General features: G+C 27.2%; 17 protein-coding genes and 2 tRNA genes. 15 read left to right on the forward strand and 4 right to left on the reverse strand.

Translation table 11 applies throughout. The annotated features are described in order from the left end of the window. Positions 1-256: 256 nt before the first annotated feature. From rarD to ABXT55_RS03305, 9 genes are read left to right on the forward strand one after another with little or no spacing between them, the layout of a single operon-like run. Positions 257-1,138: an EamA family transporter RarD gene (gene rarD / locus ABXT55_RS03265; protein ID WP_415285322.1), complete on the forward strand. Its 882-nt coding sequence runs from the start codon at positions 257-259 to the stop codon at positions 1,136-1,138. Beyond that, a complete protein-coding gene (locus ABXT55_RS03270; protein ID WP_415285323.1) occupies positions 1,125-2,126 on the forward strand; it encodes a lytic murein transglycosylase in 1,002 nt (333 codons plus the stop codon). Before rarD ends, ABXT55_RS03270 begins: the two co-directional genes overlap by 14 nt. Before the next feature lie 28 nt (positions 2,127-2,154). Further along, positions 2,155-2,874, forward strand: a complete 720-nt coding sequence (locus tag ABXT55_RS03275) for a hypothetical protein (protein ID WP_415285324.1) — start codon at positions 2,155-2,157, stop codon at positions 2,872-2,874. Continuing rightward, complete coding sequence (locus ABXT55_RS03280) at positions 2,867-4,018, forward strand: D-alanyl-D-alanine carboxypeptidase family protein (protein ID WP_415285325.1); 1,152 nt, start codon at positions 2,867-2,869, stop codon at positions 4,016-4,018. The genes ABXT55_RS03275 and ABXT55_RS03280 overlap by 8 nt, the downstream gene beginning before the upstream one ends. Then, positions 4,011-4,622: a dTMP kinase gene (gene tmk, locus ABXT55_RS03285; RefSeq protein ID WP_415285326.1), complete on the forward strand. Its 612-nt coding sequence runs from the start codon at positions 4,011-4,013 to the stop codon at positions 4,620-4,622. The genes ABXT55_RS03280 and tmk overlap by 8 nt, the downstream gene beginning before the upstream one ends. A 4-nt stretch (positions 4,623-4,626) precedes the next feature. Further along, positions 4,627-5,559 (forward strand): AAA family ATPase, encoded by a 933-nt coding sequence (locus tag ABXT55_RS03290; RefSeq protein WP_415285327.1) that lies wholly within the window; start codon positions 4,627-4,629, stop codon positions 5,557-5,559. Then, entirely contained in the window at positions 5,560-7,101 is a 1,542-nt protein-coding gene (metG, locus tag ABXT55_RS03295) for a methionine--tRNA ligase (RefSeq protein WP_415285328.1), read from the forward strand. It abuts the gene before it with no gap. Continuing rightward, positions 7,094-7,858, forward strand: coding sequence for a TatD family hydrolase (locus ABXT55_RS03300; RefSeq protein ID WP_415285329.1), 765 nt, complete (start codon positions 7,094-7,096; stop codon positions 7,856-7,858). Before metG ends, ABXT55_RS03300 begins: the two co-directional genes overlap by 8 nt. Continuing rightward, positions 7,858-8,637 (forward strand): MBL fold metallo-hydrolase, encoded by a 780-nt coding sequence (locus tag ABXT55_RS03305; protein ID WP_415285330.1) that lies wholly within the window; start codon positions 7,858-7,860, stop codon positions 8,635-8,637. The genes ABXT55_RS03300 and ABXT55_RS03305 overlap by 1 nt, the downstream gene beginning before the upstream one ends. Here ABXT55_RS03305 and ABXT55_RS03310 read toward each other — a convergent pair. The 4 genes from ABXT55_RS03310 to ABXT55_RS03325 are packed head-to-tail and all read right to left on the reverse strand — an operon-like array spanning position 8,626 to position 11,780. After that, positions 8,626-9,138: a glutathione peroxidase gene (locus ABXT55_RS03310; protein ID WP_415285331.1), complete on the reverse strand. Its 513-nt coding sequence runs from the start codon at positions 9,136-9,138 to the stop codon at positions 8,626-8,628. The two genes, ABXT55_RS03305 and ABXT55_RS03310, sit on opposite strands and share 12 nt — an antisense overlap. 45 nt (positions 9,139-9,183) lie before the next feature. Continuing rightward, a complete protein-coding gene (gene nhaA / locus ABXT55_RS03315) occupies positions 9,184-10,356 on the reverse strand; it encodes a Na+/H+ antiporter NhaA (RefSeq protein ID WP_415285332.1) in 1,173 nt (390 codons plus the stop codon). 3 nt (positions 10,357-10,359) lie between these two features. Then, entirely contained in the window at positions 10,360-10,767 is a 408-nt protein-coding gene (locus tag ABXT55_RS03320; RefSeq protein WP_415285333.1) for a zinc-ribbon domain-containing protein, read from the reverse strand. Positions 10,768-10,796: 29 nt separating this feature from the next. After that, the gene (locus tag ABXT55_RS03325; RefSeq protein WP_415285334.1) at positions 10,797-11,780 is read right to left on the reverse strand and encodes a hypothetical protein; all 984 of its coding nucleotides are present in this window, start codon (positions 11,778-11,780) and stop codon (positions 10,797-10,799) included. A gap of 73 nt (positions 11,781-11,853) precedes the next feature. Between ABXT55_RS03325 and ABXT55_RS03330 the strand changes: the two genes are divergently transcribed. From ABXT55_RS03330 to ABXT55_RS03355, 6 genes are all read left to right on the forward strand, one after another. Further along, a tRNA-Pro gene (locus tag ABXT55_RS03330) sits at positions 11,854-11,930 on the forward strand. A gap of 4 nt (positions 11,931-11,934) precedes the next feature. After that, complete coding sequence (locus ABXT55_RS03335) at positions 11,935-12,216, forward strand: ETC complex I subunit (RefSeq protein WP_415285336.1); 282 nt, start codon at positions 11,935-11,937, stop codon at positions 12,214-12,216. Then, positions 12,216-13,208, forward strand: coding sequence for a putative transporter (locus ABXT55_RS03340; RefSeq protein ID WP_415285338.1), 993 nt, complete (start codon positions 12,216-12,218; stop codon positions 13,206-13,208). Before ABXT55_RS03335 ends, ABXT55_RS03340 begins: the two co-directional genes overlap by 1 nt. Continuing rightward, entirely contained in the window at positions 13,208-14,155 is a 948-nt protein-coding gene (gene glpX / locus ABXT55_RS03345) for a class II fructose-bisphosphatase (protein ID WP_415285339.1), read from the forward strand. The genes ABXT55_RS03340 and glpX overlap by 1 nt, the downstream gene beginning before the upstream one ends. Beyond that, positions 14,152-15,846: a single-stranded-DNA-specific exonuclease RecJ gene (gene recJ, locus ABXT55_RS03350; protein ID WP_415285340.1), complete on the forward strand. Its 1,695-nt coding sequence runs from the start codon at positions 14,152-14,154 to the stop codon at positions 15,844-15,846. Before glpX ends, recJ begins: the two co-directional genes overlap by 4 nt. Before the next feature lie 50 nt (positions 15,847-15,896). Next, positions 15,897-15,971: transfer RNA gene (locus ABXT55_RS03355), tRNA-Glu, on the forward strand. Positions 15,972-15,978: the final 7 nt, after the last annotated feature.

The raw sequence follows: 15,978 nt of genomic DNA on the forward strand, positions 1-15,978 counted from the left end.
GTACAAGTTTCAGAGCTTAGGCGAGTGAATAATAGCTCGTTTTTTTTAATCTAAGATTTAAATTAATAAGTAAAATAGGGAAATGTATGTGTTACGATGTAAAATGAGTAGGGGGATTTCTAGGCTTTCAAGACCGGTGCATTCAACCGCTCTGCCATCTCTCCGTTAGCAACGTTTTATTATTTTAAATTTTTAATTCAACAATAAAATTGATAAATTAAACATATAATCATTTAATAGTTATAAATTTAATACTATGGAAAAGCAAAAATTCAATAAAGGTATAGTATTAACTGCACTAGGATCTTTTTGGTGGGGTGTTATTGGTGTTATTTACTTTAAGTATATTTCATTTGCCGGTTCTATAGAGGTAGTGATCCATCGCTGCGTATGGACATCAGTAGTTTTAATAATAACTACCTTTTATTTCTCTAAATGGGATATTTTTTTTGAAATTATAAATAATAAAAGGAATATAATTTATTTATTTTTTTCAAGCTTACTAATCTTTATAAATTGGGCAACTTGGATTTATGCCGTAGGTTCAGAAAAAATTATTGATGCGAGCTTTGGCTATTTTATTATGCCAATCTTAAGTGTGTTCCTGGGGTATATTTTTTATGGTGAAAAAATTAATAAAAGAAGAGGTCTTTCCATACTTCTTGTTTTGTTGTCTATATTATTTCTTTTATTTAAAAGTTTTCATTCAATCCCGTGGGTGGGAATAATTGTTGCTCTGAGTTGGGGTTTTTATAACCTTCTTAGAAAAAAAGTAAGTGTTGATACTGATGTTGGCCTTCTAATTGAAAGTCTTTTTATATTACCATTTGCATTATTTGCATTTTTTTTACTTTTTAAAAATAACCTAAATATTTTTAATTTGAATGATCCTCCATTGATGCTTATATTAGCGTTAGCCGGGCCTATGACTGTCATACCGCTATTTTTATACGTAAGAGGTGTTGAGCTGTGTGGTCTTGGACCCACTGGTATGATTTTCTATATAACTCCAACATTTCAGTTTTTATTAGGCTTTTTTTATTATGATGAGGCTTTTTCTTTTGATAAATCATTAAGTTTCATTTTAATATGGATTGCTGTGATTATTTATTTAAAAGATTTATATGAAAATAATTAAATATTTTATAATTATATTTTTAACAATTATCCATGGAACATTAAATGCCAATGAAAAAGAATTTAATGAGTGGTTGGTAAATTTTAAAGTTTATGCTTTAGAAAAAAAAATTTCAGAAAAAACATTCAATCTAGCAATGTCTGATGTTGTGTTTTTACCTAAGGTAATAAAATATGACCGTTTTCAACCCGAGTTCTACGAAGATACAAAAACTTACATATCGAAGAGAACCTCTAAACAAAAAGTAAAAATGGGTGCTCAACTTTATGGATTGAATAAAGATTTCATAAATATGATAGATAATAAATTTTCAGTTGAGAAAGAATTACTTTTAGCATTGATGGGGATAGAGACTAATTTTGGAACTTATGTAGGAAAAATGGATATATTGTCATCACTTGCAACTTTAAGTTATGATCAACGAAGATCTGATTTTTTTACTAATGAGTTAATTACAATTCTTCAATTAATAGATACAGGGAAAATAGATCCTGATATTTTATATGGTTCGTGGGCAGGAGCTTTTGGTTTTTTTCAATTTATGCCCTCTACTATAGACAATTATGCAATAGACTATGACAAAAATAACATTATTGAGCTTAAATCAACTATAGATTCATTTGCTTCAGCGGCTAACTATATAAATAAAATTGGATGGAAAAAAAACCAACCTTGTTTCATAAAAGTCAAATTAAAAAAGAATATACCTAATAATATATTAAACACATCTGCAAAAAAACTTCACAATAAAAATGAGTTTAAACTATTAAAAAAATATTTAATTAATGATGATAGTTTTAATGTTGTTGACGAAAACTTGATTGTATCAATAATAACACCAGATAAAGATATTATTCCTGATGCTCAAAATTTAGATCCAGCCTACATCGTTTTTGAAAATTATGAAAAAATACTACAGTGGAATAGATCCTTGCGATTTGGCCTTGCTGTATGTACTTTAAAGGAAAAATTTGAAAATGTTTTATAAGAAACTATTGATCTTATGCTGCTTCATTTTGTTAAATAACTGTACAACACCAACCTTAACAAAAAATAAGATTTCCAGTTCATTGGATAATCCATTTTTAAATAAAGGATTTAGCCTTATTTATGATGATAAGTTTTATAATAATAAGATTATCTCGAAAAAAATTGATGATCGAAGCCTGGTTATTTTTCAAAAAAATTTAAAAAAAAATACAATTGTTAAAATTACTAATATTTTAAACAATAAATCTATTATAGGCACTGTTGGTAGTAATGCTGATTATCCTTTATTTAATAATGCAGTATTATCATTGAGAATAGCAGATGAAATAAATTTGAATGAAAATGAACCTTATGTAGAAATTTTAGAAGTACTAGAAGACGCAGTATTTGTAGCAAAAAGAGCAAAAACATTTGAAGAAGAAAAAAAAGTTGCCAACAAGGCTCCAGTTAACAGTATCAATATTAGTGATCTTAACATTAAAGAAACAATTACCAAAAATGAATTAAATAAAAAATTTTCTTATGAAATAAAAATAGCTGATTTTTATTTTAATGATAACGCGTCTTTGCTAGTCAATAGAATCATTAAAGAAACTAAGATTAATGACGCTAAAATCAAAAAAATTAACGAAAAAAAATATAGAGTATATGTAGGTCCTTTTAATAACATTAACTCTCTACAAAAATCATTTAATGATATAAGCATACTTGAATTTGAAAATATCGAAATAATGAAAAATGATTAGATTAAGACTTATAACAATTATATTGACACTCTTACTAGCAGCCAATTCTAATGCTGCGTTTGATGTAAAGGCTAGAACAGCAATATTACAAGACTATCTTTCAGGTGAAATATTATTTGAAAAAGATGCAGATAAATCTATTTACCCAGCATCAATGACAAAAATTATGACTACCATTATTGCGTTTGATTTAATTAGAAGTGGTGATTTAAATTTAGATGAAAAATTTTTAGTGTCCGAGAATGCCTGGAGACTTTCGTCAGCTGGCTATTCTTCAATGTTTATAATGGTTGGAGATGAAGTTAGTGTGGAAAATTTACTTAAAGGAATAATTATTGCTTCTGGTAATGATGCATGTGTTGCGTTAGCTGAAGGTATAGCTGGTACAGAGGATGAATTTGCCGTGATGATGACAGCTAAAGCTAAAGTAATAGGAATGGAAAGTACTAATTTTGCTAATTCATCAGGGATTAATAATACTGAAAACGTATCAACTGTAAGAGATATTATGCTTATGTCTAGATATCTTATTAAAGAATTTCCTGAAGAATATAAGTATTTTGCAGAAAAAGAATTTACTTGGAATAGAACAGGTGGTGACCCCATTACACAAGGTAATAGAAATCCTTTATTATATAAAAGTCTTGGAGCAGATGGAATTAAAACTGGCTATTTAGCTGTTGAAAAATATTCACTAGCTTCATCTGTAGAAAGAAATGGAAGACGATTAATAGCAGTAGGCAGTGGCTTCAATACAAAAAATGATAGATCTCGTGAAAGTGCTAAACTTTTAACGTGGGGTTTAACTAATTTTGACTTAGTTGAAATCACAAAAGCAAACACTCCAATAGAGGATATTGATGTTTGGTTAGGTAAAAAAGATGTTGTTAAAACTTATATAAAACAAGATATCTATAAAACTATTCCAAAAGCAAAAAAAAGACTATTGAAGGTATCATTGAATTATAATGGTCCAATTCAAGCTCCTATTAAAAGAGATGACATTTTAGGAAAATTAAAGTTAACCTATGATGGTGATCTTATTGAAGAATATGATTTACTTGCTTATGAAGATATTAAAAAATTAAATGTTTTTTCAAGGTTAATGAAATCAATTAGTTTTTTAATTTGGGGCGATGTCTAAGAAACCAATAATAGTATTTGAAGGTATAGAGGGTACTGGTAAATCCCATCATATAAAAAAAGTTGCAAATTACTTAACACGTAAAAAAATTAGATTTATTCAAATTAGAGAACCTGGTGGCAGTGCAAATTCAGAAAAAATAAGAAATCTTATTCTAAATAACAAATCTACATTTAATAAAGAAACTGATTTACTACTTTACCTTTCTGCTAGAAGTGAAAATATAGAAATTATAAGAAAAAATGCCGGTAAAAAAATTATACTGATAGATAGATTTTCAGACTCAACAATTGCTTATCAACATTATGGAATGGGTGTAAACCTAAAATTTATACAAAATATCAACAATCATCTTTTGAGAAATATCAAAGTTGATTTTACCTTTTTAAATACAGTTAATTTATCAAATATGAAAAAGAGACTTAGACTAAGAAAAAAGCTTAACAGATACGATAAATTTAACAGTAAGTTTTATGAAAAAGTACAAAATGGTTTTATTAAAATATTAAAAAAAAATCCCAAAAAATATATTAAAATAAATTCAAATCTAGATATAGATCTTAATGAAAATATAATATTAAATAAAATTAACGACTTAATTTAGATTTATGAATTTAAAACCATCTGAAAATACTAAGATTTATGGTATGGAAAATTTCTTTAACGAGTTAGTTGGATTATATAAACAGAAAAAAATACCTAGTAAAATTTTACTATCTGGAAAAAAAGGATCAGGAAAATCAACATTAGCCTATCATTTAATCAACTATATTTTATCCGAAAATGAAGAGTACAAATATAATTTAGAAAATTTTAGCATCAATAAGGATAATAGATCATATAAACTTTTACAAAATAACTCTCATCCTAATTTTTATTTAATAGATCTATCAATTGAAAAAAAAAGTATTGATGTGGGTCAAATACGTGAAATGATTAATTACACAAATAAATCAACATTTAATAATATGGAAAGATTTATTTTAATAGATAATGTTGAAAATTTAAATAAGAATTCTGTTAACGCACTACTTAAAATCATTGAAGAGCCAAATGAAAATGTTTTTTTTATCTTAATAAACAATAGTGAAAAAAATATACTACCAACTCTTAAATCACGGTGTTTAACATTTAAGATTAGTTTAACATTTAGTGAGTCTTTAAATATCTCAAATTCAATACTTAAAAAAATTGTACTTGAATATGTTAATTATGACTTACTAAGTTATTATAATTCTCCTGGTGAAATCATTAGTTTATTTAATTTTGCTGAAGAAAAATCAATTAATTTAAAGGATCATACTATTTCAAGTTTTATAAATTTAATAATAGAAAATAATTATTACAAGAAAAACAAACCTGTTAAAATTTTATTAATAAATTTAATTGAGTTGTTTTTTTTAAAAAAATACAAGATGACAAATACAAAGATCTCATTAATTAACTTTTATCATAAATTTATAAAGAAAATTTATAATACAGAAAAATTTAATCTGGATGAGGATAGTTTGTTTTTAGAATTTAAATCAAAATTATTATAAATGGATAAAAATTACTATATTACGACACCAATTTACTACCCATCAGCAAAACCTCATATGGGTCATGCATATTCAAGCATTGCTGCAGATTTTTTTGCCAGATTTAAACGTATAGATGGCTTTGATGTTCATTTTTTAACAGGTACTGATGAGCACGGTTTAAAAATACAAAGAGCTGCGGAGAAAAAAAATCTTGATCCTCAGGTTTTTTGCGATGAAATTAGTCAAGCATTTAGAGATCTTTCAAAAACATTAAATTTATCTAATACTGATTTCATTAGAACTACTGAAGAAAGACACAAAAAAACAGTTCAATATTTATGGAACGAGCTTGAAAAAAATGATGATATTTATTTATCAAAATATTCGGGCTGGTATTCTGTTTCTGACGAAGCATTCTATAGTGATGAAGAAATTACTAAAAAAGAAAACATTAAGATAGCAACTGCATCTGGTTCACCAGTTGAATGGATAGAGGAAGAGTCTTATTTTTTTAGATTGTCAAAATGGCAAGATGAATTACTAAATTATTATGAAAAAAATCCCGATTTTATTTCACCAAAATCTAGAAAAAATGAAGTAATTAGCTTTGTTAAAGGAGGCTTAAAAGACCTATCTATAAGTCGTAAAGCATTCTCTTGGGGAATTAAGGTACCCAACAATCCGGATCATGTAATTTATGTTTGGCTTGATGCTTTGGCGAATTATATAAGCGCCATAAACTATCCAGATACAAATGATGCTCTTTTTAAAAAATTTTGGCCTGCATCTGTTCATTTAATAGGTAAAGATATTTTAAGATTTCACTCTGTATACTGGCCTGCATTTTTAATGGCTGCAAAAATACCTTTACCTAAGAAGGTTTATGGTCATGGCTGGATTTTATCTGGTGATGAAAAGATGTCCAAATCAAAAGGGAATATTCTTGATCCTTTAGATATTATTGAAATTTATGGTCTTGATCCCTTAAGATATTACTTAATTAAAGAGGTTTCATTTGGTAATGATGGTAACATTTCACAAGATAGGTTAGAGAATTGTATCAATAGTGATTTGGCTAATAATTATGGAAATTTATGTCAAAGAGTTACCACATTTGCTGAGAAAAATTGCTTATCATCGATACCAGATAATAAAAAATTTAATGACGAAGATTTAGTGATGCTAAATAGATTTACTGATAATTTGACGGCATTACGTACTGAAATTGATAATCAAAATATTAATTATTATATTAATTTCATTGTTAGTGCTTTATTTGAAGCAAATAAGTATTTTAATGATCAAGAACCTTGGAAAAAAAAAGATGATAAAGATAGATTAAGTACAATTGTCTACACATCATTAGAAATGATCAGAAAAATATCATTCATGCTTTATCCAATAATTCCAAGTTCAATAGAAAAAGCCTTAAAGATTTTTAATTTAAATGTAGATGCAATTAACTTTGAATCTATTGCAAAACATGACTATCTTGTATCTGGAAAACCTATTAATAAAATAGATATTTTATTTAAAAAAATTGAAAAGAAAGATGATTGATTCTCATTGTCATTTAGATCATGAACCTTTGCTTGAGAATTTAAGTGATGTTATAAAAAGATCAAAAGAAGTTGGTATCTCAAAATTATTAACGATATGCACTACGGTAGAAAGTTTTGATAGAATAAAGAATATTATTAAATTAGATCCAATGATTTATGGTACGTTTGGTATACATCCTCATGAAACTGGGGAAAGTCTTTTAATTGATAAAAATTATATAATTAATCAAATAAATCAAAATGAAAGAATTATTGGCATCGGTGAAACTGGCTTAGATTTTTTTTATAATCATAGCAACAAAGAAAGGCAAATTGAAAGCTTTAAAGCTCATATAGAGGCTTCTATAGTTCTTAATATACCTATTATCATACATTCTAGAAATGCTGAGGATGAAACATATAAAATCCTTAAATCATATAAATCAGAAAAATTAAAAATTTTAATGCATTGTTTTACCGGTTCATTAAATTTTGCAAATCAATTACTTGGATTAAATGCTTTTTTTTCTGCAAGTGGAATAATTACTTTTAAAAATAGTTTAGATCTTCAAGAAACTTTTAAAAATATTCCCTTAGATAGACTACTTGTCGAAACAGATAGCCCATTTTTAGCCCCTATACCGATGAGGGGAAAAAAAAATGAACCAAGTTTTATCAAATATACACTCGAAAAATTATCCATTTTAAAAGAAAAGACTGATGAAGAGATGTCCAATTTAACTACTAAAAATTTTAATAAACTTTTTAACCTATAATGTCTCTTAAATTTGTCATTTTGGGCAGTGGTAGCTCAATGGGTGTGCCTAGAGCAGATGGATATTCTGGCAATTGTGATTTGAAAAATAAAAAAAATTTTAGAACAAGATGTTCGGCTTTAATTAAATTTAATAATCAAAATATCTTAATAGATACATCGCCAGATTTGAGGTCACAACTTCTAAGAAATAAAATTAGAATTATTAACAAAGTTTTTTATACACATCCTCACGCAGATCAAACACATGGTATTAATGACCTTCGTCCGTTTTTTTTAATAAACAAGAAGCAAATTCCAGTCTATGCAGACTCTAATACTAAAAAATATTTACTTTCCACTTTTAACTATTGTTTTAAATCATCTTATGGTTATCCATCTACTTTAAATATTAACAGTCTTAAAAAAGAACATCAATTTACAAATAAAAATAAAAAAATTAAAATTGAATCAATTCCAGTTCAACATGGTATGATTAAAAGCATATGCTATCTAATCAATAATACATTAGCTTATGCAAGCGATATTAGTTTATTTTTTAAAAAAGATTATAATAAATTAAAAAATTTAGAATACCTAATTATAGACTGTCTATGGTACCGTAATCATTCAGCACATTTCAACTTAGATCAAGTTTTGGAATTAGTTAAAATCTTAACTCCTAGAAAAACTATATTAACAAATATGCATAGTGATTTAGATTATACAAAACTTAAAAAAAGATTACCTAAAAATATTATTCCTGGTTTTGATGGCATGACTGTTAGTTTAAAGAATTAAGTCTATTTTTTTTGTTATTTTATCTGACATTGGTGTAATAAAAGAATTGAACGTGTCCTGGATTTTTCCATCTTTGTTAATTAAAATTTTATGAAAATTCCACTTAGGAATAGTTGAATTACCATAATTTTTTTTTGCCCATTTATATATGTCATGAGCATCATCACCTTTAACGTCGGTTTTGTCCATTATTGGAAATGTAATATTAAAATTAGTTTCACAAAAATCTTTAATTTCCAAATTAGACCCTGGTTCTTGTCCACCAAACTGATTTGATGGAACACCAATTACATAGAAACCTTTGCCTTTATACTTTTCATAAAGGTCTTGAAGGCCCTCATATTGCTTGGTAAAGCCACATTTACTAGCGACATTTACTAAAAGTATAGTTTTTCCTTTGTATTGGTTTAAATCAATTGTTTCATTATTAATATTCTTTATTGAGTGATCAAAAAATAGCTTCTCGTACTTAGCATCAACTTTTTCAAAAAATGTAAACATAGATATAATTATTAGGATTAATAAATTGTTTTTATAAAGCATGAATTATTTTTTAGAGGCATACAATAATATAAAATATCCAAATACTGTAGATAATAAAGATCCTGCTAGAACACCAATTTTTACACCATCTATATACTGAATATTTTCAGCAAAGGCTAAGTTTCCAACAAACAAGCTCATTGTAAAACCAACGCCTGTTAATATTGAAACTCCATATAGACTTAACCAGTTAGACTTGTCTGGCATTTGTGCCACACCACATTTAACAGCAAAAAAAGAAACAAGCATTACTCCAACTTGTTTACCCACAAATAAACCTAAAAGTATACCTAATGGCACAGGTTCTAATAAGCTTGACAAAGAAAGTCCCTCAAGAGAGACACCAGCATTGGCAAATGCAAATATAGGCATTATTATGAAAGCTACATAGGGACTAATTGCATGTTCAAGTTTAATTAACAAAGAAAAATCTTTTTCTTTAATTCTGTGAGGAATTGTTGAGGCTAATAGAACACCTGCGATTGTTGCATGAATGCCAGACTTGTATGTAAAGAACCACATAAAAGCTCCGATTATTAAATATGGAATAAACTTTTTTACACCAAATTTGTTTAATAAGAGTAATAAAATATATGAAATTAAAATTAAACTAAGGTAACTAATACTTAGATCACCCGAGTAGAAAAAAGCGATAATCAATATAGCACCAAGATCATCAATAATAGCTAGAGCTGTCAAAAAAATTTTTAATGAAATAGGAACTCTTGAACCAAGTAAAGACAAAATGCCTAATGAAAAAGCAATATCTGTGGCAGAAGGTATGGCCCAACCATTTAGTGTTTCTGTGTTACCAAGATTTATTACTATATAAACAAGGGCAGGGATTACCATTCCACCCACGGCACCAATTATGGGTAATAGTGCTTTTTTTAGATTAGAAAGTTCACCTTGAATAAATTCCCTTTTAATCTCTAAGGTAACAAAGAAAAAAAAAACAGCCATCAATAAATCATTAATCCAATGATGTACCGAAAGTTTTAAACCGAAGTTATTAATACCGATAAACAGGTATTGCTCTAGGGTGTTAAAATATAATTCGCTGAAATTTGAATTGCTTATTACAAGAGCAATGATTGCAGCAATTAATAGAACCAAACCACTAGCAGCTTCTAGTTGAAAGAACCATTTAAAGGGTTTTGACAGTGTTCTAATCATAAATTAAAATAAGTCCTTAAAAAATAAAGATATATCCTTAAGGCTTTCATATAAATTATAAAGCAAAAGTTCAATGTTTGGGACAATTTTACCTAGTGGTGATTTAAAAGTGTCAACAACAATAACAATTGCAATAAATGAAATGATGAAAACAGGAATTAAATTTAAAAAGTTTAATTTATTTATTTTTCTGTTTACAGGGCCATTTGTGAGCTCTTCAATTTTGGCCTCATCAACATTAATAATTGGCTTTTCCATTATTGTTTTTTCTACAACATTGTCATGAGATTTATCTTTTTTAAAAAACCATCGATGCTTACAGCTACCACATTCTAACATTCTTCCAGCGTCTGTAATCAAACTAGCGTCAACATCAAATTTTTTTTTACATTTATCACAAGAAATATTCATATTATTTTTTATAACAGTTTTTTTAAAATTTACTTGTTTAATATAAAATAATTATTTTTGCTTAAATAATATCTAATATTGTGAATAACATTCTTGAAAACAAATTTTGGATAGAATTTAAATAAGATTTTGACGAATCTAAACCAACTTAAATAACGATTTAACATGCCACTACTATTAATATTGTGATGAGAATGTTCATAAGTAACATGATAAATATTAAATATTTTTGCTATCAAGTATTGTTTTTTAGTTAACTGACCATTAAGACCTGATCTAAGTGTAAAAATAGCTTTTTGTTTTGTGCCTTTATTTAAAAGATTTGAGATACCAATCAACTCATATTCGGAAAATAATGAGTCGATATAAGTTTTATGTTTAATAATAATATTTTTAAGAATAATATTTGATATCTTTATTGCTAAATCTTTTTTATCTAAATAATCAATATTTAATATTCTTAATAAAAAATCAGCTTCTTCTACTGTTAAGCTAATAAATTGTGTTAGAGATGAAATATAATAATTAGGTAATTTATTGATTATCGACTCGGTAGTTGAAAAATATTGTTTATGAAATTCAAATAATGTTCCATATTTTATAGATTGGTTTTTATCAAAAAAATTAATTTTTTTTGTTATTATTGTATCAGCATCCCAAATTATAATTTTTTTATTTTCTTTTTTTATAAAGTCTAAAGTAAAAACTAATTTAAGAATTTGCTGATAATACCATTGAAGTCTATTATTCATTAGTTTTTTAAAAGTTTCTTCAGCTTTTATATTCATGAATATATTTTTAAATTCTTCAAATGAGATTAGATCATCTTCACAAAATAAATTAAATTCATTAAATTTGAGATTTTTTTTAAATATTTGCATTTCTGAACTGGGACAAATAATATTAATATTTATAAAGTTGTAAAATTCTTTTAGATTTTTATAGTTTTGTTCAATAATCGGCAAATCTCTAGCCAATGATACTTGGCAAAAGTTTAATGTGGTGTTGTCCATATAAAATATTAATTTGAAATATGATTAATAATATAGTTGTAAACTAAAGCAATTGCTTTATAAAAACGTAACTCGGGGCGTAGCGCAGCCTGGTAGCGCATCTGGTTTGGGACCAGAGGGTCGCAGGTTCAAATCCTGCCGCCCCGACCATATTATGAAAAAAGCAAAAATTTATATACCTACAAAAAACTCAATGCAATCTGGCCTGGGGAAATCTGACATGTGGCTTATTAGATTTGAAACTGTTAATACTGACATTAATCCTTTAATGGGTTGGGAGTCTAGCACAGACACATTATCTGAATTAAATTTAGAATTTTCTACTAAAGAGCTAGCCATTGAATATGCAAAAAAAAATAAAATTGACTTTGAAATAATTGAACCTCAAAAAAGAAAAACAGTTAAAAAATCATACGCAGATAATTTTCTAAAATAATGTTTAAATTTTTTATCCAAAAAAAATGGCAAATATGGTCTTGGTTAGGTTCATTTGTAATTTTATCATCATTGTGGGTTCAAGTAAAAATTGATGTAAAAATAAATGAATGGTTTGGCGTGTTCTACGACATGATTCAAAAGGCACTTGCTAAACCCAACGCTATTACAATTGAAGAGTACTGGGCAAATTTAGCATCATTTATTACACTAGCTGGAATATATATAGCTCTTTACGTTGTAATTAGTTTTTTTACAGCTCACTTCTTGTTTAGATGGAGAACTGCGATGGTCGAATGGTATCATTCTGTTTATGATAGAGCTCGTAAAATAGAAGGTGCCTCACAAAGAGTTCAAGAAGATACAATTAAGTTTACCCGTATTATGGAATCTCTAGGTACAAGTTTTATTGAATCGGTCATGGTATTAATACAATTTACTCCAATTTTATTAGGACTATCAGTCGGTATACCAATCTTCTTTTTTGGTGATTGGCAATATGGATTGATAACTGGTGCATTACTTTGGACATTGGGTGGTACAGCATTCTTGATAGGATTAGGATGGATATTGCGTTTAGTTGGAGTGGAATATGATCTTCAAAAAAAAGAGGCTGCATACAGAAAGATATTAGTAGTAGCTGAAGATGATGGCAACATTAGACCTAAAACAATAAATGAATTATTTGATGACGTTCGTTCAATTCACTTTTTAAGCTACACAAGGTATTTATATTTTAATATTGGTCGTATGGCTTACTTACAAGCAAATGTATTATCGGCTTATGTTTTCTTAGCTCCAGCTATTGTAGCCGGTGTTGTAACATTAGGTGTTATGCAGCAAATTATAAGAGCTTTTGGAAGAGTTGAGGGTTCTATGCAATATTTGTTAAAAGCTTGGCCTACAATTATAGAGTTGGCAAGTGTTTATAAACGTCTAAGAGAATTTGAGAGTGTAATAAATTCTACTGAAATAGTTATTCAAAAAGATTAATGGCTATTGATAAAAAATATGTTGATCAAATTTTAAAAGTTTCTGAAAAAGCAGCTCTTGCATCATTTTATTTGGTTGGAAAAAAAGACAAGATCGCAGCAGATCAAGCTGCTGTTGATGCAATGCGATCTGAATTGAATAAAATAAACATGAATGGTGAAGTTGTTATTGGTGAAGGTTCACTTGATAAGGCACCTATGCTTTATACGGGTGAAAAACTTGGAAATAAAAATGGACCCTATTTTGATATAGCTGTTGATCCTTTAGAAGGAACAAATTTTGCAGCAAACAATTTACCTGGAGCAACTTCTGTTATTGCTATTGCTGAAAAAGGAAATCTTTTTAATGCACCGGAAACATATATGGATAAAATTGCAACTGGGCCAATTGAAAAAGGATTAGTTGATCTAGAATTTCCGTTAAAGAAAAATGTCACAAATCTTGCTGATTTTCTAAACAAAGATATTTCATCAATCACAGCATGTATAATGGATAGACCAAGACATAAAAAAATAATTGATGAACTTAAACAGTTAAATATTAACATTAAATTAATTACTGACGGTGATGTGTTAGGCGCATTGTATGTGACAAATCCAAAATATAAAGTTGATATTTTTTTAGGTGTAGGGGGTGGCCCAGAAGGGGTTCTAGCAGCATCAGCCCTTGATGCTTTTAACTGTCATTTTCAAGGTAGATTCATATTTGATAACGATAAAGATATTAAAGATGCAAAAGAAATGGGAATAAATGATTTAAATAAAAAATATGAATTGAATGAAATTATAAAAGGGGACTCTATATTTTGCTCAACAGGGATTACCTCAAGTGAAATGTTAAATGGAGTGGTATTAAACAATAATGAATATATTACCGAAACATTAGTTACTCACAAAAGTTTAAAATTTAAAGAAATTATAAAAAGAACAAATCTTATTGAAGAATGATTTCTGTTTCAGGTAAGAAGTGGGAACAAAAAAAAATTAATCAAAATTTAGTTGATAAATTAAAACAAGATTTTAATTTTAGTGACATTTTATCTAGACTGGTTATTTCAAGAAAATTTGAAGATGATGAAATTGCAACAATCAATACAGATTTAGATTTAAATAACGTTTTTTTAAATAATAAAGATTTTAATCAATCTATTCATCTTGTCGTTAATTGTATCAATAATAATGAAAAAATATGTATTTTAGGTGATTATGATGTTGATGGGTCGACCGCTACTTCATTATTTGTTAAATTTTTAGAAAGTATAAATCATTCATTTTTTTACTATATACCTGACAGGGTAGAGGATGGGTATGGTGCTACCAAAAAATTATTTCAAAAACTGATCTTAGAAAATCCCAAATTGATTATAATGGTTGATTGCGGCTCTACCTCTAATGAAGCAATAAATTTTTTAAATGAAAATGAAATAAAATCTTTAATCATTGATCATCATGAAATTAATAAACCATTTCCAAATGCAAACTCAATTATAAATCCTAAAAAAGATAATGGGTATAAAGAATATGATTATTTATGCGCCACCTCCCTTTCTTATTTTTTTTTAGATTTACTAATTAAAGAAATTAAAAGTGAAATGAATATATCTGATTACTTGATATATGTTTTGTTAGCTACAGTGTGTGATGTGATGCCCTTAAGAAAACTTAACAGGTTAATTGCATTAAATGCTCTTAAAAATTTTGATATAAAAAAAAATTTACCTCTGAATACTTTGTTTGAATTAAATGAAAAAAAAAATAAAATTAATATTAATGATTTAGGTTATTTAATTGGGCCTATATTAAATGCTGGTGGAAGACTAGGTAAGTCTCAATATGCCACAGAATTATTATCTTCTAATAACGCACATGTTGTCACAAATAGATCTACTCATTTAATTCGATTAAATGATAAAAGAAAAGAAATCGAAACATTAGTATTAAATGAAATTGATTTTGAAAAAATTGAAAAAGAAAATAAAAAGGTAATTATTTACTATAATCCAAATATAAACGAAGGTTTAATTGGAATTATTGCCGCAAGATTAAAAGATTATTTTAATAAACCGTCTATAGTTATAACCACATCTAATGAATTACTAAAAGGATCTGCAAGATCGGTTTCTAATTATAACATTGGTCGTGTAATTAAAAATTCATTAGATAAAGATATAATTATAGGTGGTGGTGGTCACAATATGGCTGCAGGATTTACCTTAGATAAAAAAAATCTAAAAAGTTTTGAAAATTATATATTGAGTGATTTTTTAAAAAATAATACTGAAAATAATAATTTTTTTTTATATGAATCAGAAGTCTCATCATTAGCTTTTAATCAAGAATTTTATGATGATATAAAAAAATTGGAACCCTTTGGGACAGGAAACTCAGTACCAACATTCATGGTAAAAAATTTAAGTATAATTAGGCCCTGTGTGTTAAATAATAAACATATATCTTTAATATTAAAATCAAAAACAGGATTTTCAATTAAATCAATATCATTTAATTCTATTAACACTAAGATGGGTGAATACTTAATGAGCTATAAAAATAACATCAATGTAATAGGTCAAATCAATGAAAATATCTGGAATAATAAAAAAACTCTTCAATTAACTATTAGAGACCTTATCCTATAATTTAATTACGCTTGATAAATAATGACTTTTAAAATAAAAGATCACAACATGGTCCCTTCGTCTATCGGTTAGGACAGCTGGTTTTCATCCTGCAAAGGGGGGTTCGATTCCCCCAGGGACCGCCATCATTAT

Source organism: Candidatus Pelagibacter sp. Uisw_130 (assembly GCF_047722505.1).
Classification (GTDB): domain Bacteria; phylum Pseudomonadota; class Alphaproteobacteria; order Pelagibacterales; family Pelagibacteraceae; genus Pelagibacter.